Consider the following 25118-nt stretch of genomic DNA (forward strand, 5'->3'; position numbering starts at 1 on the left):
CGATCAGAGCGTGGCATCCGGTGCTGGCGTGACGCTGAACGGGTCTGCTTCCGATGCGAATGACGTGGGCCAGGTGCTGACGTACAGCTGGCTTCAGACCGGGGGCGTTTCTGTGACGCTGAACGATGGCACTGTGGCAAGCCCGGCGTTTACGGCCCCCGTGGTTGCGATTAGCGACAGTGAGATCCTCACCTTCCGCCTGATTGTGAACGACGGGTTTGTCGATTCCACTCTGGACACGGTTGCGATCACGGTGAACGGCCCGGTCAATACGCCGCCAACCGCCGATGCGGGCAGCGATCGGAGCGTGGCATCCGGTGCTGGCGTGACGCTGAACGGGTCTGCTTCCGATGCGAATGACGTGGGCCAGATGCTGACGTACAGCTGGATCCAGACCGGGGGCATATCAGTTTTGCCATCTGGCAGCACTGCGCAAAACCCGGCCATCACGGTTCCGGATTTTCCGGCGGGCCAGCCGCCTCATGTCCTGACATTTGAACTGACTGTGAATGACGGCTTTGAAGATTCTCTTGTTTCAACCGTGACTGTCACCGTGAATCCGCCTGCAGATATCACGCGACCGACTGTTACGCTGTCCGGGGCACCGTCCATGCATGATGGCAATACGCTCATCTCTTTGCGGATAGAATTCTCAGAGGTAGTGACCGGTTTTGCGCCTGAAGATATAGACGTTCAAAATGGTAACGTGGTTGCGTTTGCCAACTACGTCACCCATCATCAAATTCTGATTAGACCACAGAATGCGGCGCAAGCTGTTGTTGTGAGCGTCGTGGAAAATGGTGCCGAAGATTTAAGCGGGAACGGGAACGAAGCGTCCGCGCCTGTCAGCATTAGCGGCAACTCGGTTGAGACGACCCAGCGTGAGGTTGATGAATTCCTTAAGCAACGTGGGATGCTGCTTACACGTGCGCAACCCAATCTGTCGCGTTTCTTATCGTCAGGCACCCCCGGTTCTTTTGCTTTGAATGGGTCGGCCACACGAGGACATCTGAACTTTGCCACTGGATCTGATGCACGCGTCTGGACAAATGCCATGGGGATCTGGAGTGATGAGGACGGGCAGAAACAATCCTATGCCCATCTGGCGCTTGGATCACATATCCTGACGACGGACACTTTGGTCATTGGTGCAATGGCGCAGTTTGATCGTGCAGACAGCACACTGACGGACAGCAGAATTGAGAGCACCGGTTATCTGATCGGGCCATATTTTGTCGCCAGACTGTCAAAGCAGCCGCTGATTTTCTCAGGTAGCTTGTTGCATGGCCGGACGAAAAACGACCGGACACCAACAGGGCAGCCCACTGATCAGTTCGACAGCACCCGTACGCTTGCGACACTTGGTGTTGAGGGCAGTGTGGACCTTGAAAGAGGCATTCGGATGATCCCGTCGCTGGATGTCTTTTATCTGAACGACAAACGGCACGCCTATGTGGACAGCGCAAATACCACGATACCGGAACAGGAGATCACGCAGTCAACAGCACGGCTTGGGCTTGGGTTTGAAATCCCGCTTGCGCTTGAAACCGCTGACGTTCTGCTGACGCCGGGTATCAGTGCAAGCTTCTCCGATACACGCGGGGCGTTCTCAAACGAGAGCTCTTCACAGTGGGGGGCAGAAATGGGTGCGGTCTTAGCACTGTCGGACAAGGCTTCGATCACGGTGGATGTTTTCTATGACGGCATCGGTGACAGCACCACAGACATTTATGGCGGCAGCCTGCTGTTTGAACTGAAGTTCTGACCCTGAATGCACTTTGGTTTTCTCCGGGATCTTTCCGGGGAAAACCCACAGATCAGAAATTCCTGATCACATTTTCCATGAAAAGAAACACCCACAAAACGTGGTGCAGTTGTAACGAAGCAGGAGGGATCTTTATATGTCAAATATTGCTGGCAAAGCCTATGCAATGAATGTGGTTACCCCCAGTAACCCCCGGATAACCTGGATCAACCGGCTGTTGTTTATGGCCGCGCGCGGGCTGCCGTCCAACCTTATGGGGCTGTTGGGGTTATCCCTTATTCACTTTGCGCGTTGGGTCATTCTGACCCCCAAAGACTGGCCCGATCTGGGGCAGGGGAAAGAAAATCTGCAAAATGATTACATGTTGTTTTGTTCCAACTTCAACGGCACCTGGGATCAGTATATTGATGCGTTTTCCGATGGGATCCCCAGCGGGCTGGACCTGTTCTGGTATTCCGCGACCAAATATCCGAAATCAATCCCGATCACACCGTTCAAAGATTACATTACCTTCAATCAGATCAATACGGATTACTACTACAGCGCAACGCCAGGATCAGCCCAGCGAGACATCAAAACAAGTCTGCTGATCTATGATCACGTGCTGCAGCTGACTGAACTGCAGGCCAAATCAACACCGGAAGAATTTGCAGCGGCTTATCACAAGGCCTCTTTTGCGATGCAGATTGGTCTGGGTGACCCCGGTTTCGGGCCGGTGGCCAGCCTGGATACGGAACGTGCCGACGTAAACCGTGAGAAATATGTTGCCGCGTCGCAGGCAAAATTTGCCAGCCAGCGTGACCATGCCGCACGCAAATCCACTGAGGAGAAGCCCGATGCCTGATCTTGATTCCGGACATATTTTCCTGACGACAATGGCCCCGATTTTGCCGGGTGCACCAGAGGACAATCCGCATAGCTCGCATGAACAAAGGGTGCGGATGGCGTTGGCGCGTCTGCCCACTGCCAACCAGTCGCCCGCAACAGAAACCGGCCCGTATAACAGCCCGTTTACCCGCAATATGCGGAACCATCTGGCGCGGATGTTTGTGTTGAATGATGTGGTCTATAACGGGCGTGTCGGTCAGAATGCACTGAAAGCGCAAATTGAAGGCGACAAACCATTTGTTCCGCAAAAGGTGGACAGGCTGAATGCGCCTTATCTGATCTTCTGTGCCGATGTTGATGCGATCACCGAAGACGGGGATGCTTTGCCTGCGACGCTGACAAGGGCGCAGCAGAAAGAGGTGCGGAATTCCTATGCGCATAAGCTTTGGGAAACGATGCGCGAAGAACTGATCGCAATTTATTCCAACTGCTATGGGTTTGAGAATGTAAAATCTGCCGATGATTTTGCGGATTACCTGGAACGATGCCACGTTGAAACCACGATGCCGTTCCATGACTATTATCTGGAACTGCCCAGGTTCAACACCTTGCCACTGAAAGGGTTGTTATACGGCGTATTGGCCCCGGTTCTGGTTGGGATGGTCGCGCTTTTGTTCTGGTTATTTGGGATGCAGGCGTTGCCGATACTGGGCTGGCCCAGTCTGATAACCTGGTTCCTGGCGTTTCTGCTTGGTGGCGTTGCTGCATTCCTGGCCGTCAAATTCACATTGCGAAACGGTGAGAAACCGCTTGCGCCGGCGAAATATGATGACCTGCCGTCAGTCCTGAAATCCTTATATATTCAGCAGAAATTCGCAGAATTTTTCATTGAAAATCAGGGCGCAAGCGCTGCGGACCTTCATGAATCCTTTGGTCGTTTTGTCAAAGATCACAGACCGGCAGATCGCCATTCGAAAACCCAAAAACCAGGTGTCATTTCTTCATCTGATCTCAAAAACGTAACCTCTTAACGGGTGGATGTGACATGACACGTGAACTCAATCTCAATGACATTCAGGGGAATATTACCCGTGCCTATGGCCGCTATTCCTTTCCCTTCGCACGCTACATATTCTTTCATTTTCCGTCACCTGCTGCGGGTCGGGATTTTCTGGATATTGTGCGCAAACAGGTCACGACCGCGGCCTATTGGCCAACAAAAAAAGACAAGCCTCTTTGCACAACAAATGTTGCCCTGACATTCCCGGGAATGCTTGCGCTGCAACTGCCGGTGCGCACATTGCAGGCCATGCCGGATGAATTCATTGAAGGTATGAAAGCGCGGGCCTTTTTGCTGGGGGACCGGGACCAGACGGAAACCGAAGAAGACGCCCTGAAAGAAGACTGGGATAAGAACTGGGACCCGATCTGGCAAAAAAGCCGGGAGCCGGGCACGCTGGGTTTTGGGAAAGATGATGTGCATGTTCTGGTGACACTGAATGCCCAGCTTGCCCCCGGAACCAGCGATCAGCCAAATGATGCGCTTGAAGAGCGGACACAGTGGTTGTTAGACGCGGCAACCCAAACTGGTGTCACCCATATCAAAGGCATCGGGGCCAATGGGGATCAGGATTATCAGGAAGCCTCAACGGTTTTTGATAAAATCGGCAAATTGAACCTGCCCACAGCGAAAGAGCATTTTGGCTTTACCGACGGCATTGGAAACCCGGTGTTTGAGGGGCAGTTGCCCGATGACATTATCGACCAGGCTGTGATCGGTCGCGGAAAACTGATGGGGGATGGCTGGCAGCCACTGGCCACGGGCGAGTTCATCCTGGGGCATCCTGATGAATCCCAGGAACTACCGCCCGTTGCCAACCCGCCGGAATTTACACACAACGGCACATTTTTCGCCTTTCGCAAGCTGCATGAAAATGTTGGCAGCTTCCATGAGGTTGTTGAGGAAGAAGCAACCCGATACGCAAGCGTTATGCAGGTCAGCCACGAAGAAGCCGTTGAAACCCTGCGTGCAAAAATGTGCGGGCGCTGGTCTGATGGTGTGCCTCTGTCCAAAGTGCCGACCTATCCTGAATGGGTGGCCTTTGGTGAAAAGATGGGTTTTCACGGTGATGGGGTTGATCCCATCGATGGCTACCGGAAAAACCTTGCTTATATAGCCTCGCCAGAAGCCCGGGACTTTCGATACGCCGACGATATGAGCGGTTTCAAATGCCCGGCCGGCGCCCATATGCGCCGGATGAATACCCGCGATTACCTGGATCCAATGAATAAGAATGGCGTGGACCAGAAAACTGGCAAGCCAGAAGAAAACCCGGATGCAACCAGCGCGCTGAACAAGCGGCGTCGCATCCTGCGTCGTGGCCTGCCTTATGGTGCCCCGGCTTATGAACACAAAGATGACGACACCGAACAAGGCGTGATCATGATCATCATGGGGGCCAGCCTGTTCCGGCAGTTTGAATTCGTACAGCAGCAATGGATCCAATATGGCCTGGATTTCCATCAGGGCAACAACACATGCCCCATGCTTGGGAACCATGATCACCACAAACGCCACACCATCCCGTCTGATCCGAAATCCGGCAAGCCGCCCTATGTCATGAGCAAACTGAAGACGTTTGTTGAATGCCGGGGTGGCGACTATTTCTTCGTCCCCTCGCTGACCGCTTTGCGGATGATGGCAATGGGCATTGTTGATCCAACCTGAACGGAGATTTGTAATGTTTGCCGCAATATCAAACGTCTTTACGGCGATATACCAAAGGCTTGTGATCTGGTCGGAAGGTCTGATCTCACTGCTTTATCTGATCTCAATGGGGATCTTGGCGCTGTTTTCCGGTGGTGTAGGAGCCTTTTTCCTGAAACCGGGAACCCAGCGCCGTGTTTTCGCATTTTTACGGGCATTCTGGCCAAATATTTCGGTCTCAAAGGTGCTGATGAAATGCTATGAAAATACAGGCACTGCCATTGTCACACGCCGTCAGGATTGCCTGGATGTTCTCAATCGGAATGAGGACTTTGAAGTGGTTTACGGCACAAGGATGCGTCAGCTGACCGAGGGGGATAACTTTTTCCTCGGCATGCAGCCCGGCTGGGATTACACCCGTGATACGTCGGCGATGCGCCTGGCGGCCAGGATGACGGATGTGCCTGAAATTGTGCTGCCACGGGCATCAGAACTGGCGCATAACATCCTGGCAGACAGCCCGGGAAAGATCGATATCGTGCCAGCGCTGACGCTTGAAGTGCCCTGGGATATGACCCAGCGCTATTTCGGTGTCGGAGGGGAACGTGAAAAGATGCAGAAATGGACCACGTCGCTGTTTTGGTATTTGTTTCAGGATCTTGGCGCGGACAAACAGGGTGGGGCCACCGCCCTTGGTCATGCTGCAGAATTGCGCGAATACCTGGATGCGGCGATCGCGGATCGTAAGGCAACGCCCACAGATACACCTGATATTCTGAACCGCTGCCTGGCGCTGCAATCATCTGACACGCCGGGGATGTCTGATCTTGGCATCCGGAACAATCTGCTGGGGTTGTTGATCGGGGCCATTCCGACAATTTCAAAGGCAAGTTGCATTGCGTTGGATGAACTGTTGAAGCGCCCAGAGGCCCTGGCCTCTGCCCGCAAAGCTGCGCTGGAAGATGATGATGATCTGCTTGCGCAACATATTTGGGAAGCCCTGAGGTTTAATCCTTTTAACCCCGTGATTTATCGCCGGGCGATCCATGATACGGTGATTGCGCCGAACAGTTTGCGCCAAAGGAAAATACGCAAGGGGCAAATCGTTTTTGCGGCGAATTTCTCGGCCTGTTTTGATCGGTCTGAAATCATTTCCCCAAATGAATTTCGTACAGACAGACCCTGGAGCGATTATATCATCTGGGGCTATGGTATGCACAAATGTTTTGGCGACGCCATCAACAAAGCTGTGATCCCTGCGATTCTGAAACCGGTTCTGGCCCAGAAAAACCTGCGCCGTGCCGCCGGGGCGAAAGGCCAGATCGACACTGGAACATCCGGTTTCCCGCAACACTTCCACATCGAATTTGATCGTTAGGTTCTGTCATGAAAAATCCACTTCTCATCACACTTTTGCCGTCTGCTGATGTTGATCTCGGACGCTGGTTGCTGGCGCATTATCAGGTTGAATATTCAGAGCGGCCCCATGCCCCGATTTTTCATATTCTTGCGCTGAAGGCCTGGGGGGTGGGCAAGGATGATTATCCGCTGTTTGTTCGGGGTGGCGAAAAATACGGTGGCATTGAAAAGATGTTGCCCCTGCTGGAACGAGAGGCCGCACAATATTTACGCCTGCTGCCTGACGCAGAAAAAGAACCGCTGCTGCATAAGGAAGCCTGGGATCTTCAGCATTATGCCCGCTGGGAAATGGGCACGGATGTTGTGAACTGGTCTTACTGGAACTTGTTAAAGTACAAAAAGGTCGTCTGGCCCTCCATCACAACAGATGTGCCCTGGTATGAAAAACTGACATGCCAATTCGGGTTTCGGGGCATCCGGTGGCTGATGTATAAAGGGCTGAAACTTGATCAGGCCGTTTCTGATGCGTCCCTGACAAAGATCTGTGCAGGCTGGGACAAATATGATGAAATTCTGAAAGATGGGCGTGAATATCTTGTGGGGGATCGCCTCACTTTCGCGGACTTAGCTGTCGCGACCTCGGGCGGGCCTATGATCCTTGCGCAGGGGTATCACGGAATGCTGCCAAATCAGGCTGTTTGCCCCCCTGAAATGCAGAAAGTGTATAGCGAGCTGCGCCAACGCCCCACCGGCCGTTTCATTCAGCGTATTTATGACAGGCATCGCCCGGATCAGCTGCTTTGCGTGTGAAAACCTGCGCGGGTGTCGATAAAAACACCCGCAGCTTTCCAGCCTTCCAGAAGCTCAGGAGTGTTATGCCAGGAGGTTGCGACGTCGTCATAGGAATGGCCGTATGTCTGCGCCACGGTGCAAAGTGCGTTGTCAACGTCAGCCCCATCGCACATCGCCTGTAAAAACACAGCATGCGCCGGCGCAACAGGGAAGGTTGTTGTCTGGAAGTTTTTACGCAGCACAGCGACGCAACACTGTTCCTTTTGCGGAATATCAGGCGATTGCCCGTCACGTATCTGGTGGTAATACCAGGCGACGGGATAGCGATGCTGCGCGATACGCAGGCTGGGCTGCACCTGCAGGGCGCTTTCTGGTGTTGTGGTCGTGGCCAGCTGCATATCTTCGGATCCGGCACTGTCAAAAGCTGTGAATACGAGACGTTCAAACTGTGCCAGATCCACCATGAAATCAAACCAGGGTTCAGGGGTATCCGCACCTGAATCCGTTCGGTTTTTTTGCAGGAACCCCGGAAACCGACGCCCCAGATCGTAAAGTGTGTAACTTTCAGGCGGGGCTTCGCGAATGTATTCAGCGACGAAGTCATTGAACAGATCTGTTCCCAAGGCGTGACACAGCGCCGGGAACTGTTCCCGCATGCAGGCGGCGATACGCAGGGCATAGCTGCGCTGATAAATCGCCAACCCCTCTGCCGCGGTCAAACGTTGCGAGTCGATCAGCCGGGTTGCAGCGAAGGCACCTTCAGGTGCGATCAGGGCGGACTGCATCCATTTTTGCAGGTCTTTAAGCGCAAATCCGGTCACGGCAGGCTGCTTTTGCTTGAAAGCACATCCGGCACAAGGAAATCGACAGGGTTTGATATGGCCGACCCAGAGGCGATAACGGGCGCCATATCAGGTGTAGAAAGATTGCCCTGAATATGGCGCTTTGATTTCAGAAGCTCTGCATGGCATGTGTCAAAATCCGGGATGTTTCCGTCCCATTCCAGCAGGGTAGACGCACCATTGCTGGCATGAAAGGCAATTGCATACAGGTCCCAGACTTCGGATCGCACGGGCTGGTCATGGGTGTCGATGATATGTGTGCCATAGTGTGAATGTCCTGCGATATGCATCTGAACCACGTGTTCCATTGGGAAACCCTGCAGATATTTCAGCGGGTCGGTGCCTGCATTGAAACAACTGACATAGACGTTGTTCACATCAAGAAGCAGGCCGCAGCCTGTCTGCTGCGCCAATGCGCGTAAAAAGTCGGGTTCTTCCAGTGTTGTTTCCTGGAACCCGACGTAGGTGGAAGGGTTTTCGAGGATCAGAGGTCGGCCAAGGAAATCCTGCACTTTATGGATGCGCGCAGCAATATGCGCGAGGGTTTCCTCATTGAGGGGAACGGGCAGGAGGTCATGCGAGTTCAAACCCATTACCCCTGTCCAGCACAGATGATCTGAAATCCATTGCGGCTGAACATCGGCCGCAAGCGCTTTCAGTCGTGCAAGATAGGTCATATCCAGCGGATCGGTGCTGCCGATAGACATTGAGACACCGTGCAATACGACTGGATATCTTTCAGCGACTTTGCGGATGACATCGCGGGGGCGCCCGCCTGAATCCATAAAGTTTTCTGAGATGGCTTCGAACCAGTCGACCTCTGGCCAATGCGCAAGGATGTGTTCGAAATGCGAATTGCGCAAACCCAGCCCAAGACCAAGCCGGGGAAGTTGCGCAATGCTGGTGTGTCGGGTCATCCGCAGCCACCCGCACCAGACAGACCGCTTGCCCCACAAGACGTCATGGCCCCGCGGTTGTCATTGTCGTCGGAAATCCACAGATAACTGGGCCCGGTGCCTGTGAAGGGGGCCGGAACAGGGCCTGCTGTATCAGGTATCTTTGCGTTGGCACCTGGGGAAGGATCGGTGCTTTCATTCGCTTCCATGCGTGCTTTCAGTTCAGGTGCATGCTGTTCTGTCCAGGATTTTTCAAACACCGCCCGTGCCCGCACCCAGACGCTTTCGCCACGATTGGGGCCGGATGTGGTGAAGCGTTCCGCATTGATCGGCGTTGCGCAAGACCCCATTGATCTGCAGTCATTGGTGCCGGGGTGATCCATTTCAGGGCCCCAGCCGTACAATCCGCATCCGCCCTGATTTGCGCAGTTGTTTTGCGTGTGACAGGTGTGATCCGCTGTTGTGGCGCAATACCCCTGGCCAGCACAGCTGTTGGGATCATCGCCGTTTGGCCCGGACAGACCGTATCGATCAGACCCGGCGCAATGATTTAGCCCCATGCAGGCATGCAACGGCAAATGATCAGGCAATTCTGGTTTGGCGATCTGATGTGTTTTGTAGGCCTTTGTCGATGTCCAGGAAAAGGGGGGAACACCATTGGCTGAAGAATAAGGATTTTCCGCCGGAACAGGTTGGCCGGGTTCGCTGCTTGGTTTTGGTGTTGAACAATTCGCCATTTCAGTTTCCTTCCTTTGATTTCCAATAGGGTGCCACATCCGGCAGATGCATCGAATGTGTCCCGTCCATCAGGGACAGGGCCTGGGCGATGATGCTGTCGCCGCCGGTGTTCCCGATTGCCGCGCCTGCCGCCCTGGCTTTGGCCCCCAGAACTTTCAGGTTCTCAAAGGCATCTTCCGGGTGTCCGAGGCTGAGGTTTTCAAAGGTTGGTGCCAACATCTTACCTTTGTAAGGCCCTTCAGATATCTCGATGCCACGCATGAACTTAATCCATTTGTCCATCACCCAGATCATCGATCTGTGCAGCCCGACATTGAAAAACCACTTCTGATTTTCAACCAGGCCTGATGCACCCGAATTGGCCCCCGGGGGAACCATATACAGGGTTTCGGTCATGATAAGCATGTATTGGAACAGACCGGAATTGAAGTCATTCAGCGCGGCAAGATCCTTAGGGTAGCTCGCGCCAACCGGGCTGTCGGGGAAGTCAGAAAGCACCTGAGCTGCGACCATATCCTCTTCGGACCAGACCGCAAATTCGCCCTGGTATCTTTCCCAGGTTTCCATTTGCTGAATGCTGTCAGCCATCCAGGCCGGAAGCCGTTCTTTCGTATCCTTGAATTCCTTCAGTTGGGCCTGCAATGAAAGGAATTTGAAGAAATGGCTGTCCTCTTCGTCATCTGCATCAGCATTTGCGCCCTCTGCGCCGCCCGGGTCTGCGTATCCTTCCCCTTGCTCACAAATGGTCTCTAGCGCGTTCATGGCATCCTGACGGTTGTGAACTGTGATCAGTTCAAAGGCCCCGGCGTGGCTGTCTGGGGCATTGGGAAATTGCGTCACATCGGCAGCGCCGGTCACTGTGGACCCCATGAAGTCCGGCTGTGTAATGCCAGATGCGTTTGCGTCCGCTGTGGTCCATTTTGATTTTGGTGCCGGTTTCCAGGGGTTGAACTTGCCTTCCGGATAGATCGTATCGATGTTGTTGGGAGCGTAATTGTAATGCTGAATTTGCTGGTCTTTGTCGCCATTGGAAAAATCCGCATCTGTCACGTGATCAGATGCAATTAAGCACCGGATAAAACTGTAAAACTGGCCAATGGAATTCCAGTTCTCATCCGCTGGCCAGCCATGTTGGTGCAGATAATGGCGAAGGGTTGTTTCCAGATCCTCTGCCTCACTCAATGCTTCAAATGTTTCGTTGCTTGGCACTTCCGGGTATTCGATTTGCAGGAAATGCCAGAGTTGTTCAAAACCAAACTTCCCAAGCGGAATATGTGTATCGGTGTCCCCGTCAGGGCCGGGCGGGCCGACAGGATTATGATGTGGCAACATTGCCGGATAAATCGGTGGGGCATTCATATACAGTTTTGGCGGCGTGCCTGTCAGGGCGTAATAAATGTTTGAAGACAAAGACATATGCAGCATTTCTTCAACCGCGACAGACATGATGACACCGCCAGCCTTATTTGCAAACAGCTGTGCCTGGTTTATATTTTCGCCGGTGGAATTGTCGCGTTTGAGGGAATAATACGTGTACAGATAAATTGGGATTGTGGCCAGTTCCACGGAAATTGCAGCTTGTAAATCTGCTTTCAGACGGGACAAGGCCGCCGTCCGTGTCATGCTTGTATTCAGATACATAACCATGAATTTTTCGGCTCTGGAAAGGTTAAAGCCCTCTCCGGTGTGATCAATCTCAGATAGGTCCAATCTTGTTCTCCTTGGCGAAAAAAGCGCCAACATAATTTCAGGATCGATATGTATGTTGGGCTATGTAGCTGTGGGTGTTCGCCGATACTATTTGGCAAAAAAAACTAATTTTCTGTGATCAAGCGCACAGAGCAAAAGTATTCCAAGGGTGCGGATCAGGCTTTTGACCCAACACATAACAGCGAGGGCGGGGCCAAATTTTGCTTTTCACTGAGGCTGCGCAGAAACGCATATCCCGTACCAGCCAGCCCGGTCATCAATCCGGGGGGTTGATGGCGTTCACCGCCGCCATATGGCAAAGGATGATGGGTCTGAAGAAAGTTTTCAGAGATGAAATCAAGCGTCTTTCCGATTAAATCCCGGTCATCCACAGGCCCGGTGTCCCGTGCGCGCAGGATCAGTTCCAGATCACTGCCAACGCCATGGCAGAGGCACAGATTGGTTGCGGGCGTTAAACGCGTGGCAAGGGCGTTGCGGGTCAGGTGGGTTGCTTTATGCGCATCATGCAAAAACTGTTGATGTCTGGTCAGTTCGAAGGCTCTGAAACGGGCAAGGCCGATACCGGTTGCGCCATGGCACCAGGCGACTTCAGTCTGGCCCTTTGCCGTGGGATCGTTGTAATACCGCAGATCCGGCCAGCATTGTCGATCCTCATCAAACCAATGATCTTCATATTTGAAAGCCTGCAGACCTGCATCCGTCATGCCCCGTGCATCAAAAGCCGTGCCAAGTTCCAGCAAGGCAAGCCCGATACCACCGGCGCCGTGCCCGTATCCAAGCAGATTGGGGCGGGTTTCCAGATCAGATTGCAGCCAATCCGCGTCGCCTGCATTCTGTTTCATTTCTGTACTTGTGTCCCAGGAGAGGCCCGTATCTGATTTCTGCCCCAGCTGAAGAACTTTCCTGCCCCAGATCAAAAGGGGTTCTTCAATCTCGTCTTTATCGAAAACATCAGACAGTGAAAGAATAGCGGGAATAGATGCCGCAACCCCCAGCATCACATCCAACACCGATTTGCCGGATGTATCGCTGTGAAGCGTGTTCTTCAGGATCGATATTCCACTGTGCAGAAGGTTCGGTTGGTCACAAAGCTGCCCGATCCTGATTGCGGCGTATCCGATGCCAGTGTGACCGGTGTAGAAAGACAGTGAAATTGTTTCCGGGCAGTCCTGAAAACGTGAAACGGAATGCTTGATGGCACCAATCGCTGTGGCGCAGATCACTGGATCGTCTGTGAGATGGCCTAATTCAGCCAGGAACAATGCAATACCCGCTGTGCCGTCATATATCCCCGGGCCCAGGGTGCCGTATCCGGCCAGCATTTTGCCAAAAAAAACATCATTGACGGGGCCAAGCCAATTGCAACGTTCGCCATCCCAGATCGCATCCCGCGCCAGAAGCATTCCGATGGTCCCGGCTGCGTTCAGGATATCAGCGTCTTTCATGCGGCAATCTCCGGTGATGCAGGTGGAAAGTAAAGCGTATCTGTCGAACCGGCGTTCAGGTGCAAAGCGTCCAGATCAAGGCTCCGGGCATCGCAGATCTGGCAAAAATCAGACCAGAAACGTTCAACATATGTCCCGGTGCTGCATCGACTGCTTAAAATGGCTTGTGCAACAATTTTGCTGCGGGCGGCGCCGAAACTGATTTCTCCGTCAGGGTCTTCTGCGAAGCCAATGCCAGGTCCCAGGGAACGTGTGAACATGGGAATATCAGTGGCCAGAACAGGGCGAAGTGGTTTCAGGATATGTGTGAGAATAAGATGAAAAATCCTGAAGAACCGTTGTGACAGGTATAAAACGGCGGTGTCTGAACGGGAAAAATCAGTCAAACGTGTGGCGGTTTTATAGATGAACGGGATTTTATATGTATTCAGTGCCCTGGTCAGCAGATGTGCAGCGGATGCAGCTGTACCTGGTGCAAGCAGATTAAAATAAACCCGGATCATGCGCTGTTGTTCAGCCATATCCGACTGTTCCTGGCCAAACATGTGGAAAAATCCGGGCTGCATATTCATGGAACCCGCCAGATGAGTCACGGTCAGTTGTGAACCGGCATGGATCGGCAATGTATCTTTTTCCGCAAGAAATTGCCCGGGCATGAATTTACGAACGATCCCGGCACGTTCTGCGACGACAGATCCATCTGTCAGCGGCGTGCGCACAATCCAGCCCTGTTGTATGTCGCAACGGGTGGTGTTCGCCTTTTTCAGGTCTTCGATCAGCCTGGCATCGGGGGCTGTTGCGCGAAAGGCGTCTTTGATCACGCCGGATGGATGGGTGTAGAGATATTTATAAACAAATTCTGTCATTTGGGTCAGATCGTCTGCTTCGGGAGTTGCAGATGCCTGGATGGGCTGACCCCGAAAATGAAGGAGTCCGTCTTCAGGAATATGGATTTCTGATACGAAGGTCTGAAGACGCTGTTTCATGCCGCTGCCTTTGTCGCACCTGACAACCCCCGGGCCCATTCCTGGCGTTTGTCAGGGTGGCTGAGCTGTTGTGATATTTCAATAAAGTCGAGTGCAGCTGCCGGTATCTGATCCTGTGCGTAACAATGTTCATAGGCGGCAACCAACATACGCGCGGCAGTCATATCCAGGCAGTGTTCTCTGAAAACTTCCATGGTAGCATTGCTGTAGTTTCGTGTGGTGACATACCCCGTCCAGAATGCATTCATCCCGTTGATGAAGGTCGAAGCCTTCAGGTCATATTTCGAATTCTGATCGGAATTGGGCAGCAAGATCTGATGAATAAAAAACGCGGCAAGGCCACAGCCTACGTCCCATGCCGGATCACCGATGTTCGCCCGTTCCCAGTCGATCAGTTTCAATCTGTTTCGACCGCCTGCCGATGTGATCAGGAAGTTTTCCCATTTGAAATCCCCATGGATCAGACAGGTTTCAGCTATGTTCTTTCGGCAACGCGCAAGGCAGGCCTTCAGGTCGGGTTGGTCGCGGATCAGGTCAATAATTGCCGCGCTTGCTTTGCTGCGACCGCGCAGTGAGGGCAGGGGGCTGGGATCCTGATCCAGGCAAAAGATCCAATGAGGTTTCCCGTCAAAATTTAACTGTAGCGCGTCCACATCCCTGCGGGCGACAGAATGGAAGTTCGCAGCAATCTCACCGGTGCTTCTGGCATGGTCCGGGTGTATCTCTTTCTGTTGACGTGCGTGATTGCCAATGTCGATCGCATCTTTGATCAGCTCCAACGTCAGCGTCGATGTCTTCGCGTCAAAATACAGCAACCGGGGCATGAGGTGACGCAGGTTTTTGAATGCATGGTTGGCGGATACAGCCTGATAGATCCCGGCTTCCAGCGCGATTGATTCAACTGTTCCGGCCTCTGCTTCATGCGCCTGTTTGATAAAGAAAGAGGGGCCGGTCAGTTGCTTTACCGCGAAGAAACGATTGCGCTGACGGCCTGCGACAATGGTTGTCGAACCATTCACAATATCGCGGTTCGTGATCAGCTTCAGATCTGACAGATTCTGCAGGATATTGCGTGCAACAGGTTCCATTGGGGCCTCGGCAGAAGGAATGAAAAAGAAGAGCAGCAACAGGTGCCGCTGCTCTTTGTGTTGATCAGACGGTACAAACAGCCGTGAATAATACGTTCCCACAGCTATCTGCGCTTGCCGCAATTGCATCCAGGTGTGGTTGTGCCGCTGCCTGTGCTTCGGCGACAGTCCCAAAGCTACACCCAGCGGTGAACAGGACGCTGACGCAGTTGTCAGCAACAGTCACTGGATTGGCTGCAGCCGCTTTTGAAGCTTCTTCAATGCTTCCAAACGTACAGCCGGCTGTAAATGCTACGCTTACACACATAATAAATTCTCCCTTAATGTGCTTATCTTCCCCTGGACAGCGCATCTGCCCATCGGTTCCTTTAATTAGCTGAAACCGGGCGCCAGATATGTGTCACAGGGCACAAGGGGACGTGAAACTGGTTGGCATTTAAGTTGTTTTATCCAGAGGCGACGCTAATATTTTATAGGGAACGCCGCTGTCAGAGAGGGCATAAAAACCGTTTGGCGGGACAGCGTCGGGGATCGCCTGTGTATCAATCAACATGATGTTGATTATCTGTCGGGCCTGCTTTCCGCAGCGTTTCTGGCGCAGGTAAGGCGTGTCCACCACAATTTCACGCCCTGTAAGTGCGGAGTTCCAACAAGAAGATCATCCGTTTTTATATGAACTTCAGTTTCTTCCGTCTGGTCATCTGCGATCCCCTTGCTTGTCAGAGACGGGGATCACATATAATGTGCGCGGCAACGTTAAAACTTAGCCGGGCAACCCGGCGAACAGAGAGAGAAAACCAATGGAAAACATGACCCAGCTTATCTTCCCGCTGGCCCTTGTTGGGATCTTCTATTTCCTGCTGATCCGTCCGCAGCAGAAGAAGATGAAAGAACATCAGGATATGGTGTCCTCCCTGCGTCGTGGGGACCAGGTTGTGACCCAGGGTGGTCTGATCGGCAAGGTCGACAAAGTGAAAGAAGGTGAAAACGAAGTTGTTGTTGATCTGGGCGAAGGCGTGAAAGTACGCGTGGTTCAGGCGACAATCGCGACAGTTGTTGCCAAGACTGATCCGGCGAAATAAAGCAAGATCAATCTGTTACAGGGGAGCCTTGAGGTTCCCCTTAATTTCTTATCACAAACGGATTTTTGCGAATGCTTGATATCCCTCTCTGGAAGCGGGTTACGATCTGGGCGCTGTGTGCGCTCGGTCTGTGGCTGGCGCTTCCAAATGCGTTTTACACCACGGTTGAACGCCACAATGACGCGGTTATCGCGATTGAAGAAGGCACTGTTACGCCGGAGCTTCAGGCCGATGTTGATGCCTGGCCGTCTTACCTGCCTTCTGGTCTTGTGAACCTGGGCCTTGATCTGCGCGGCGGTGTTCACCTGCTGGCAGAAGTGAAGCTGGAAGACACCTATGTTGCCCGGATCGACGGCATGTGGACGACGGTACGCGACACGCTGCGTACGGAACGTGCGGTGATTGGCGGCGTGCGTCAGCTGGATGCTGTCCCTGGTGTGATGAAGGTCCGGATCGCCAATGAAGACGCCATGTCGCGTGCGCTGGAACTGGTGCGCACACTGGCGCAGCCGGTTGTGACGCTGGCGGGTGTTGGTGAAACCGATCTTGTTGTCAGTGGTGATGGGGATGTGATTACCATCACCCTGTCCGATGCGGAAAAAGCCGCGATGGATGAACGCACCATGACCCAGACACTGGAAATCGTGCGCAACCGTGTGGACGAAGTCGGCACCCGTGAACCAACCATTCAGCGGCAGGGTTCTGACCGTGTGCTGATTCAGGTGCCAGGGCTTGGTTCTGCAGAAGAGCTGAAAGAGCTTTTGGGCACCACGGCGAAACTGGAATTCCGCCCTGTTGTGCGTCGTACAACCGATGGATCTGCTGCCCCCGGGCCCGGCAATGAGATTCTGCCATCCGTGGATGAGCCGGGCACATTTTACATCGTCGAAAAAGGCGCGGTTGTCACCGGTGAAGAACTGATTGATGCGCAGCCGACTGTTGATCAGAATGGCGGCCAGGCTGTAAGTTTCCGCTTTAACGTGGCGGGTGCGCGTAAGTTCGGTGATTACACCGCTGAAAACATCGGCGCGCCTTTTGCGATTGTTCTGGATGGTGAGGTGATCTCTGCCCCAACCATTCAAAGCCATATTGCAGGTGGTTCCGGAATTATCACCGGTCGCTTCTCTATTGAAGAAACCATTCGTCTTTCTGCACTGCTGCGCGCTGGTGCGCTGCCTGCCGAACTGATCGTGGTGGAAGAACGCACCATCGGGCCGGAGCTTGGTCAGGATAGCATCGAGGCCGGGCGCATTGCCTGTATCGTCGCCTTTATCGCGGTTCTGGTCTTTATGGTTCTGTCCTATGGCACCTTCGGGATGTTCGCCAATATTGCTCTGATCATTAACGTCGGTCTGATCTTTGGCCTTCTGTCCCTGATCGGTGCGACCCTGACCCTGCCGGGTATTGCGGGGATCGTTCTGACCATTGGTATGGCCGTGGATGCGAATGTTCTGATCTTTGAACGTATTCGTGAGGAACTAAAGGCGAAACGTGGCCCTGCGCGTGCGATTGAACTGGGCTATGAAAAAGCCCTGTCTGCGATTATTGACGCCAATATCACAACGTTCATCACCGCGCTTATCCTGTATCTGATGGGGTCTGGTCCGGTGAAAGGCTTTGCGATTACCCTGGGTCTTGGCATTCTCACATCTGTGTTCACTGCGATCTTTGTGACCCGCCTTGTGGTGGTGATCTGGTTCGAACGTAAACGCCCTAAAGAGATCGAGGTATAAGAGATGCGACTTAAACTTGTTCCTTCCGAAACCAGCTATGATTTCTTTTCGCGCGGTGCGCTGACAGGTGGTTTTTCCGTTGTGATGATGGCGGCCTCTGTTGTGCTGTTCCTCATGATGGGTCTGAACTTCGGGATTGATTTCCGGGGTGGCACGACCTTCCGCACCAATGCGGACAATGAAGTGGTGGTCGCGGATTACCGTGCAGCACTGCAGCCTCTGGGGCTGGGCGATACGTCAATTGTGGTGGTGAGCGATCCTCTGAAACCGGAAAATAACGTGACGCAAATCCGGATTGAAGCACAGGATGCAGCCGTTGCTGCTGAAACCACCGCTGCGGTGCTGGACGCCCTGCAAGGGGTGGATGAAACCTTGCGCTTTGAAGCGGTGGAAAGTGTTGGCCCGAAAGTGTCTGGCGAACTTGTGCAGACAGCGGTGCTTGCGGTTGTTGCGGCGATTGCTGCGGTTCTGTTCTACATCTGGCTGCGCTTTGAATGGCAGTTTGCCCTGGGCGCTGTTGCAGCACTTGTGCATGACGTGGTGATCACCATCGGGGCGTTTTCCCTGCTGCAGATCAAATTTGATCTGGCGATCATTGCGGCACTGCTGACGATTGTCGGCTACTCTCTGAACGATACCGTGGTTGTCTTTGACCGGGTACGTGAGAACCTGCGCAAATATAAAACCCGCGCGTTAACTGAGGTTCTGAACCTGTCCATCAACGAAACTCTGTCACGGACCGTGATGACATCTGTGACCACGCTGATCGCGCTGATTTCGCTGTTTGTGCTGGGCGGCGATGTGATCCGGGGTTTTGTCTTTGCAATGATCCTGGGCGTTGTCATCGGGACGTATAGTTCGGTTTTCGTGGCCTCGGCTATTCTGAACCGTCTGGGTGTAAAGCGCGACTGGTCTAAGGAAGCTGCACGCAAAGTTTCCGGCCAATACGCAGATATTGATGCCTGAGTTCCTGTCCCCTCTGCTGGTCGCTGCATCGGCAGAGGGGATCATTTTTCTATGTTTTGGCGTGGCCCTTGCGGGCCTTGTCCGCGGTTTTGCCGGATTTGGCACAGCCTTGATTTATCTGCCCTTTGCTGGCCAGGTTCTGACTCCTTTTGAAGCCCTGACAACTCTGATCATCATGGATCTGATCGGCCCCGTGCCCCTGATCCCGCAGATGTGGCGTGCAAGCCATCCACGTGATGTGTTGCGCCTTGTCGGGGGGATGGCGCTGACGTTGCCGCTGGGGCTTTATATCCTCTCGCTGATTGCGCCCGAGATCTTCCGCTATCTTATTTCTGGCACCACGCTTGTGCTGCTGGTGCTTCTGATTTCAGAGGTGCGCTATCCGGGGGAGCTGAAAAAACATATGATCTGGATGGCAGGCGGCATGGGCGGTTTTCTGGCCGGTGTCGCAGGCATTCCCGGCCCACCGGTGATCCTGCTGTATATGGCCAGCCAACATACTGTGTCGGTCGTGCGGGCGAATATCTTTCTGTATCTGCTGCTGACCGATATCCTGATGCTGGGGGTGCTGTGGCTGTATGGCGAGCTGATCCCAACTGCCATCTGGATCGGTCTTGTGATTGCGCCGGTTTATATGCTGGCAAATGTCGTGGGCGCTGCTATTTTCAGGCCTGAATATGAACGCAGCTATCGTGTCCTGGCCTATATTGTGATTGGCGGGGCGGCGGTGTCCGGTCTGCCTGTGTGGGATTAAAACATGCGCCTGAATGAGATCAGCTATACTGACGCGAAACCCGTGGATGGATACGGGCCGGGATTTTTCCGCATTGGAGGCGAAGTGTTTGAGGGCCATGTGATTGTCGCGTCCACCGGGATCACCTCCTGGGGCGGGTTTGAGGATACAGAGACGCTGATTGCGGCGCTGAAGGATCACGTGGATGTTGTATTCTGCGGCACGGGCGAAGATGTGGCCCATCCGCCGCGTGCCTTTCGTGAGGCTTTGGAAGCTGCGGGCCTGGGCGTGGAACCTATGTCATCGCCGTCTGCTGCGCGTACCTATAACATTCTGCTGTCTGAAGGCCGCCGGGTGGCTGCGGCAATGCTGACGGTTTGATAAACGGGCGCATGTGATAAAGCGGGCGTGAGAACAGACAGGCGCGATATGAGCGGAACAGAAACATCAGAAGAATTGCCAAAAGGCGGGCTGAAGGTTGAAAACCTGACCTGCACGCGCGGCGGTGTGCCTGTGCTGCGTGGCGTCAGTTTTAAACTGTCCCCGGGTGTTGCTGTGCTGTTGCGCGGGCCGAATGGTGTCGGCAAAACCACGCTGTTGCGTACCATCGCCGGGCTGCAGCCACCTTTGCGCGGCACTGTGACGGTGAACGGGTCTGTGGCCTGGGCCGGGCATGCGGATGCGATTAAGGCGACGTTAAGCGTGCAGGAAAACCTGCGGTTCTGGGCCTCTGTGCATGGGGCTGTCGGGCGGGGACAAATTGCAGCGAAGGTCGATCAGGCGGTAGACAGTTTTTATCTGGGTGATCTGACCACGCGTCCGGCGCAAAGCCTGTCTGCCGGACAGAAACGCCGCCTTGGGCTGGCGCGGCTTCTGGTGACAGGTGCTGAAATCTGGGCGCTGGATGAACCGACCGTGTCGCTGGATGCAGACAGCGTAACCTTGTTTGCCGATGCGGTGCGTGCCCATTGTGCGGCGGGCGGATCGGCCCTGATCGCCACCCATATTGATCCGGGCGTTGAGGCGGCGACGCTGGACCTGCAACCTTATTCCACCCGCCGCGATCTGAATGATACTCCACCGGAGGCAGAAGACGCTGCGGGCGATGAAGCATTTCTGGAGGAGGGCGCGTTATGATGGCACTTCTTATCCGCGATCTGCGCATTGCCACGCGGGCAGGGGGCGGGGCCGGGCTGGGCCTTGCGTTTTTCCTGATGGTTGTGATCCTTGTGCCGCTTGGCGTCGGCCCGGAAACCCAGCTGCTGGCGCGGATCGCGCCGGGGGTGCTTTGGGTTGGGGCGCTGTTGGCCTGCCTGCTGACGCTGGACCGGATCTTTGCGCTGGATTTTGAAGATGGCACGCTGGATGCGTTGTTATGTGCGCCATTGCCGCTGTCTGGTGTAGTGTTGGTCAAATCTATCGCGCATTGGCTGGTCACAGGCCTGCCGCTGACCCTGGTATCGCCCTTGCTGGGCGTGCTTCTGAACCTGCCGGCGGAAGGGTACTTCTGGCTGATGGCATCATTGCTGCCCGGCACGCTTTCCCTGTCCGTTATCGGCGCCTTTGGCGCGGCGCTGACCGTAGGCGTGCGCCGGGGCGGGCTTTTGCTATCGCTTCTGGTGTTGCCGCTTTATGTGCCCAGCCTTGTGTTCGGCGCGGAATGTGCCAGCGCTTTGATGAATGTCAAAGATCCGACCACGCCCTTTATCCTACTGACCGTTATCACCCTTGCGTCGCTTGCCTTTCTGCCCGTGGCAGGCGCTGCGGCGCTGAGGGCGAACCTGCGCTGATGCGCCCCCTTGAAGCGCACGACAAAGAAAGTTAGCTAACCGCCATGTCACTTTGGGAATATGCAAATCCGGTCAAATTCATGCGCCTGTCGGGCGCTGTTTTGCCGTGGGTGTCGGTACTGGCGGGCGTTAGTATCACGGCCGCTTTGTTCTGGGGGTTCTTCCTGACGCCGGACGACTTCAAACAAGGATCCACCGTTAAAATCATCTTTATCCATGTGCCCGCTGCGATGCTGGCGATTAACGCATGGTTTATGATGCTTGTGGCCTCTCTGATCTGGGTGATCCGTCGTCATCATGTGTCGGCCCTTGCTGCCCGTGCTGCCGCTCCCATCGGTTTTGTCATGACCCTGGTTGCGCTGATCACCGGTGCTGTCTGGGGGCAACCCATGTGGGGCACCTGGTGGGCCTGGGATCCGCGCCTTACGTCTTTTCTGATTCTGGCGCTGTTTTATCTTGGCTATATGGCCCTGTGGGAAGCGGTTGAGAACCCGGATACCGCAGCTGATCTGACATCGGTTCTTTGCCTTGTTGGCACGGTCTTTGCCATTCTGTCGCGCTATGCGGTGAACTTCTGGAACCAGGGGCTGCATCAGGGCGCATCCATCGGGCGTGTGGATGCGGTGACTGGCGCGGATACGGCTGAGAAAGTCAGCAATGTTTATTTTTACCCGCTGGCGTTAAGCATTCTGGGGTTCTTCCTGCTGTTTGTCATGCTGGTTCTGCTGCGCACCCGTACAGAGATCCGTGTGCGCCGCACATCCGCCCTTCTGGCCCGTGAAAGGATTGGCTGAGATGCCTGAACTTGGTGATTACGCCTTTGAGGTTCTGCTGGCCTATGGTGTCAGCATTGCGTTGATTCTGGCCCTTGTAGGTGCCAGCATCTGGCGGGCAAAACGTGTGACGCGTGCCCTGCGTGAAATCGAAGCAAGACGGGATCAGTCATGAAATTCAACCCGGTTATGGCGCTGCCGCCTGCGATTTTTGGCGGCTTTCTGGTGTTTGCTTTTCTGGGCCTTGGTGGTGAGAAAGGCTTTGAGGGGCGGCAGGGATCTGTCGCACCGGATCTGTTTGTGGAACCGCTGGCAGACCTGCCAGAGATTGATCACGCAGTTCTGACCACCGGCGGTGTGAAACTTGTGAACTTCTGGGCCAGCTGGTGTGCACCTTGTCGGGCGGAACACCCGAACCTTGAACTGCTGCGCCAGGAAGGTTTTCCGATCTACGGAATTAACTACAAAGACAATCCCGAGAATGCTGTCGGTTTCCTGAATGAGCTTGGCAACCCATATGAAGCCATTGGCGCGGATCCTTCTGCGCGTACGGCGATTGAATGGGGCGTGGCCGGTGTGCCGGAAACCTATATTCTGGACGGAGAAGGGCGCATTGTCCTGCGTTTCGCCGGGCCAATTACCCAGCGGACCCTGGAAGGGGTGATCCGCCCTGCGCTGGCAGCGGCTGCAGGCACCGAATAAGTTGCACTAAAATAAAATGTGCAGTGGGTTGTGAGGTACCCACTGCACAAAGTGTTGTTTCCTGCAATTCTGACCTGTTTGCGCAAGCGCATTCAGGGGATGTGTCAACCGAGGATGAGTGGCGACACAATCAAAAGTAGCAGAAGTCCTGTCTCAAGCAGGGGGAGTGGAAGAGAAGTCCGGCGAACCAGACCTTTTGGTGAACTCAGATCAATCATAAACATACTACTATTCTTACACAGGTTAATATTTGCCTGGCGCGGGTTTTGAATCCAGAAAAAAATAGGCTGAATCGGAATATACTTTCACTTATTCGCATTTCGCAATTAATTCATTTTCAAATTACGACATAAATAAGAAGTTTACCTGACGGAAATACAAAATGTGGCGGTTTCCAGGCATTTTTGGGGTGTGGGGGCATGGCGGAAAGGTCAGGTGTTACAAAGCGATTCCTGAATGGCTGCCAGTCAGGCTTTCGTGAAAATCTTTGGGACGCTGCGTCCTCGCAAAACCTTGATTGGCCTTTGTATCCGCTCTGAGTTACACAAAAAGCCGGATAAAGGTATGGAAAGAATGATCAGAAAAATTCTCAGCACTGTAGCAGTCTTGTTTTCTCTGGCAGCTCCGGCAGGCGCACAAGAGAGCGGGCCACTTGTCATTGAACTTTTTACCTCACAGGGGTGTAGTTCATGTCCGCCTGCAGACGCTTTGTTGCGCGATCATGCCGGACGAGACGATGTGATCACGTTGGCTCTGCATGTGGACTACTGGGACTATATCGGTTGGGCCGATACATTCGCCCGTCCGGAATATACTGCACGCCAACGGGGCTATGCCCGGGCGTCAGACAGACGCATGATTTATACGCCACAGATGATCCTGAACGGGGAAACCTCTGTTGTTGGCAGTGACCCCGCTGAACTGGAGCGCGCAATTCAGGCCCATCAGGCCCGGCCAGCGCGTGTGAACATGGATATCGAACGCGACGGGGACGTGCTGCACATTTCTGCGCAGAATATCAGCTATGATCCATCGGAAGGCGAATTGCGGGTTCAGCTGCTACGGTACAGCGCTGAAGAGCGTGTCGAAATTCGCCGTGGTGAAAATGCGGGAAAAACAATGCCCTATAGTTCAGTTGTTACAGGGTTTGAAGCGGTGGGGCGATGGGACGCTGCCTCTGATCTTGCTCTGGAAACAGACGTGACAGGTGATTTGCCAATTGTGGTGCTGATTCAGCAGGAAGGTCACGGGCCTGTCTTTGCAGCTGCACGTTTGCGTTGATGATATTCAATCACTTCCGGCTTCCAGCGGCGATGTATCCAGAACCATTGTTCCATATGGTCGCGCGTGATTTCTTCAAGTTGTGACGTTAACTCCGCAATCATGCTTTCAGCGTCGGTGTGCTGCACCGGAGCGCCTGTACGGATTTCAAAGCTGAAACCGTCGTCGCCGCGAATGCCCCAGACGGGTAGCAGCAACGCATCGTATTTCAGGGCCATTTGAGCAGCCGAAAGGCTTGTCATCGCGCTTTTGCTGAAGAAATCCATTTCGATACCCCTGCCAACGTGGTTGTCTATAAAGAAACCAAGGACACCACCGCCACGCAGAAAACGTATCATTTCCACCTGGCCTTTGCGTGAACTTGGGAAAACCGGGCTGCCGATTGCCGCGATGGATTTTGTGTAATGTTCGTTGAAGAAACGGTTGCGCATAGGGCGGTAAAGCGCGCCAATATTCAGTCCCTGTTCAATCAGGGCCGCGCGCGGTGCGTCGTAATTGCCAAAATGTCCGGTCACCAGTACCACAGGGCGGCCTTCTGCCTGGGCTGTTTTCATGGCTTCAAGGCCTGGGCCCGTGATGGGCATAGTTGCCGCGTGACGTTTGAATTCTTCGCCGGAATAGATTTCGATCAGGCTGCGCCCGGCGTTATTGGCAACTTTGCGTTCAAGGCGTTTTACCTCAGCCGGGGGCAGATCTGGCATAACATATGCAAGGTTATCCCGTACCCGTTTGCGCCAGCCGGCAAGCGGGGCCACGATATGTTCAAAAAACCGGCCAAAAAGCGCGACGCGGGCGCGGTAAGGCAAAAGCCCCATAAGGCCCAGGGTACCACGGGCCAGAATGTTAACCGCGAAATCCGGGATATCTCTACGTTGAAAAGCCATAAGGGCGATCTGCGCTCC

At 54.0% G+C, this 25118-nt stretch carries 25 protein-coding genes; 17 read left to right on the forward strand and 8 right to left on the reverse strand.

Annotated features, from left to right (window positions below; genetic code table 11):
• The 6 genes from H1D41_RS10275 to H1D41_RS10300 all read left to right on the forward strand — a co-directional run.
• On the forward strand, positions 1 to 1765 hold a 1765-nt coding region (locus H1D41_RS10275; protein WP_228848827.1), incomplete at its 5' end, for an autotransporter outer membrane beta-barrel domain-containing protein.
• Positions 1766 to 1901: 136 nt separating this feature from the next.
• On the forward strand, positions 1902 to 2609 hold the full coding sequence (locus H1D41_RS10280; protein WP_228848828.1) for a hypothetical protein: 708 nt from the start codon (positions 1902 to 1904) through the stop codon (positions 2607 to 2609).
• The gene (locus tag H1D41_RS10285; protein WP_228848829.1) at positions 2602 to 3624 is read left to right on the forward strand and encodes a YrzE family protein; all 1023 of its coding nucleotides are present in this window, start codon (positions 2602 to 2604) and stop codon (positions 3622 to 3624) included. The genes H1D41_RS10280 and H1D41_RS10285 overlap by 8 nt, the downstream gene beginning before the upstream one ends.
• Positions 3625 to 3638: 14 nt before the next feature.
• Positions 3639 to 5321 carry a Dyp-type peroxidase gene (locus H1D41_RS10290; protein WP_228848830.1) on the forward strand — a complete coding sequence of 561 codons (1683 nt, stop codon included), beginning with the start codon at positions 3639 to 3641 and terminating at the stop codon, positions 5319 to 5321.
• Between the two features lie 13 nt (positions 5322 to 5334).
• Positions 5335 to 6678: a cytochrome P450 gene (locus tag H1D41_RS10295; protein WP_228848831.1), complete on the forward strand. Its 1344-nt coding sequence runs from the start codon at positions 5335 to 5337 to the stop codon at positions 6676 to 6678.
• 8 nt (positions 6679 to 6686) lie between these two features.
• Positions 6687 to 7469 (forward strand): glutathione binding-like protein, encoded by a 783-nt coding sequence (locus tag H1D41_RS10300; protein ID WP_228848832.1) that lies wholly within the window; start codon positions 6687 to 6689, stop codon positions 7467 to 7469.
• Here H1D41_RS10300 and H1D41_RS10305 read toward each other — a convergent pair.
• The 7 genes from H1D41_RS10305 to H1D41_RS10335 form a co-directional block, all read right to left on the reverse strand.
• On the reverse strand, positions 7451 to 8272 hold the full coding sequence (locus H1D41_RS10305) for an HvfC/BufC family peptide modification chaperone (RefSeq protein WP_228848833.1): 822 nt from the start codon (positions 8270 to 8272) through the stop codon (positions 7451 to 7453). The two genes, H1D41_RS10300 and H1D41_RS10305, sit on opposite strands and share 19 nt — an antisense overlap.
• The gene (bufB, locus tag H1D41_RS10310) at positions 8269 to 9210 is read right to left on the reverse strand and encodes an MNIO family bufferin maturase (protein ID WP_228848834.1); all 942 of its coding nucleotides are present in this window, start codon (positions 9208 to 9210) and stop codon (positions 8269 to 8271) included. Before bufB ends, H1D41_RS10305 begins: the two co-directional genes overlap by 4 nt.
• The gene (locus H1D41_RS10315; RefSeq protein ID WP_228848835.1) at positions 9207 to 9926 is read right to left on the reverse strand and encodes a hypothetical protein; all 720 of its coding nucleotides are present in this window, start codon (positions 9924 to 9926) and stop codon (positions 9207 to 9209) included. Before H1D41_RS10315 ends, bufB begins: the two co-directional genes overlap by 4 nt.
• Before the next feature lies 1 nt (position 9927).
• A complete protein-coding gene (locus tag H1D41_RS10320) occupies positions 9928 to 11637 on the reverse strand; it encodes a ferritin-like protein (RefSeq protein WP_228848836.1) in 1710 nt (569 codons plus the stop codon).
• A gap of 155 nt (positions 11638 to 11792) precedes the next feature.
• Positions 11793 to 13082 carry a lanthionine synthetase LanC family protein gene (locus H1D41_RS10325; RefSeq protein WP_228848837.1) on the reverse strand — a complete coding sequence of 430 codons (1290 nt, stop codon included), beginning with the start codon at positions 13080 to 13082 and terminating at the stop codon, positions 11793 to 11795.
• On the reverse strand, positions 13079 to 14068 hold the full coding sequence (locus H1D41_RS10330; RefSeq protein ID WP_228848838.1) for a T3SS effector HopA1 family protein: 990 nt from the start codon (positions 14066 to 14068) through the stop codon (positions 13079 to 13081). The genes H1D41_RS10325 and H1D41_RS10330 overlap by 4 nt, the downstream gene beginning before the upstream one ends.
• The gene (locus H1D41_RS10335; RefSeq protein WP_228848839.1) at positions 14065 to 15156 is read right to left on the reverse strand and encodes a phosphotransferase; all 1092 of its coding nucleotides are present in this window, start codon (positions 15154 to 15156) and stop codon (positions 14065 to 14067) included. The genes H1D41_RS10330 and H1D41_RS10335 overlap by 4 nt, the downstream gene beginning before the upstream one ends.
• Before the next feature lie 800 nt (positions 15157 to 15956).
• Here H1D41_RS10335 and yajC point away from each other — a divergent pair.
• The 11 genes from yajC (at position 15957) to H1D41_RS10390 (ending at position 24216) form a co-directional block, all read left to right on the forward strand.
• Positions 15957 to 16238 carry a preprotein translocase subunit YajC gene (gene yajC, locus H1D41_RS10340; RefSeq protein WP_107498103.1) on the forward strand — a complete coding sequence of 94 codons (282 nt, stop codon included), beginning with the start codon at positions 15957 to 15959 and terminating at the stop codon, positions 16236 to 16238.
• Between the two features lie 71 nt (positions 16239 to 16309).
• Complete coding sequence (gene secD, locus H1D41_RS10345; RefSeq protein ID WP_228848840.1) at positions 16310 to 17971, forward strand: protein translocase subunit SecD; 1662 nt, start codon at positions 16310 to 16312, stop codon at positions 17969 to 17971.
• A gap of 3 nt (positions 17972 to 17974) precedes the next feature.
• Entirely contained in the window at positions 17975 to 18937 is a 963-nt protein-coding gene (gene secF / locus H1D41_RS10350) for a protein translocase subunit SecF (protein ID WP_228848841.1), read from the forward strand.
• A complete protein-coding gene (locus H1D41_RS10355; protein WP_228848842.1) occupies positions 18930 to 19691 on the forward strand; it encodes a sulfite exporter TauE/SafE family protein in 762 nt (253 codons plus the stop codon). The genes secF and H1D41_RS10355 overlap by 8 nt, the downstream gene beginning before the upstream one ends.
• A 3-nt stretch (positions 19692 to 19694) precedes the next feature.
• Positions 19695 to 20051: an Mth938-like domain-containing protein gene (locus H1D41_RS10360; protein WP_228848843.1), complete on the forward strand. Its 357-nt coding sequence runs from the start codon at positions 19695 to 19697 to the stop codon at positions 20049 to 20051.
• A gap of 48 nt (positions 20052 to 20099) precedes the next feature.
• The gene (gene ccmA / locus H1D41_RS10365; protein ID WP_228848844.1) at positions 20100 to 20807 is read left to right on the forward strand and encodes a heme ABC exporter ATP-binding protein CcmA; all 708 of its coding nucleotides are present in this window, start codon (positions 20100 to 20102) and stop codon (positions 20805 to 20807) included.
• Positions 20804 to 21460: a heme exporter protein CcmB gene (gene ccmB, locus H1D41_RS10370; RefSeq protein WP_228848845.1), complete on the forward strand. Its 657-nt coding sequence runs from the start codon at positions 20804 to 20806 to the stop codon at positions 21458 to 21460. The genes ccmA and ccmB overlap by 4 nt, the downstream gene beginning before the upstream one ends.
• 44 nt (positions 21461 to 21504) lie before the next feature.
• A complete protein-coding gene (gene ccmC, locus H1D41_RS10375; protein ID WP_228848846.1) occupies positions 21505 to 22254 on the forward strand; it encodes a heme ABC transporter permease CcmC in 750 nt (249 codons plus the stop codon).
• A 1-nt stretch (position 22255) separates the two neighbouring features.
• Entirely contained in the window at positions 22256 to 22408 is a 153-nt protein-coding gene (ccmD, locus tag H1D41_RS10380; protein WP_107498095.1) for a heme exporter protein CcmD, read from the forward strand.
• Complete coding sequence (locus tag H1D41_RS10385) at positions 22405 to 22935, forward strand: DsbE family thiol:disulfide interchange protein (protein ID WP_228848847.1); 531 nt, start codon at positions 22405 to 22407, stop codon at positions 22933 to 22935. The genes ccmD and H1D41_RS10385 overlap by 4 nt, the downstream gene beginning before the upstream one ends.
• A 573-nt stretch (positions 22936 to 23508) precedes the next feature.
• Positions 23509 to 24216, forward strand: coding sequence for a DUF1223 domain-containing protein (locus H1D41_RS10390; protein WP_228848848.1), 708 nt, complete (start codon positions 23509 to 23511; stop codon positions 24214 to 24216).
• Here H1D41_RS10390 and H1D41_RS10395 read toward each other — a convergent pair.
• A complete protein-coding gene (locus H1D41_RS10395) occupies positions 24180 to 25100 on the reverse strand; it encodes a lysophospholipid acyltransferase family protein (protein WP_228848849.1) in 921 nt (306 codons plus the stop codon). The genes H1D41_RS10390 and H1D41_RS10395 overlap by 37 nt on opposite strands.
• Positions 25101 to 25118: the final 18 nt, after the last annotated feature.

The organism is Halocynthiibacter styelae (genome assembly GCF_016123485.1).
GTDB classification, from domain to species: Bacteria; Pseudomonadota; Alphaproteobacteria; order Rhodobacterales; family Rhodobacteraceae; genus Halocynthiibacter; species Halocynthiibacter styelae.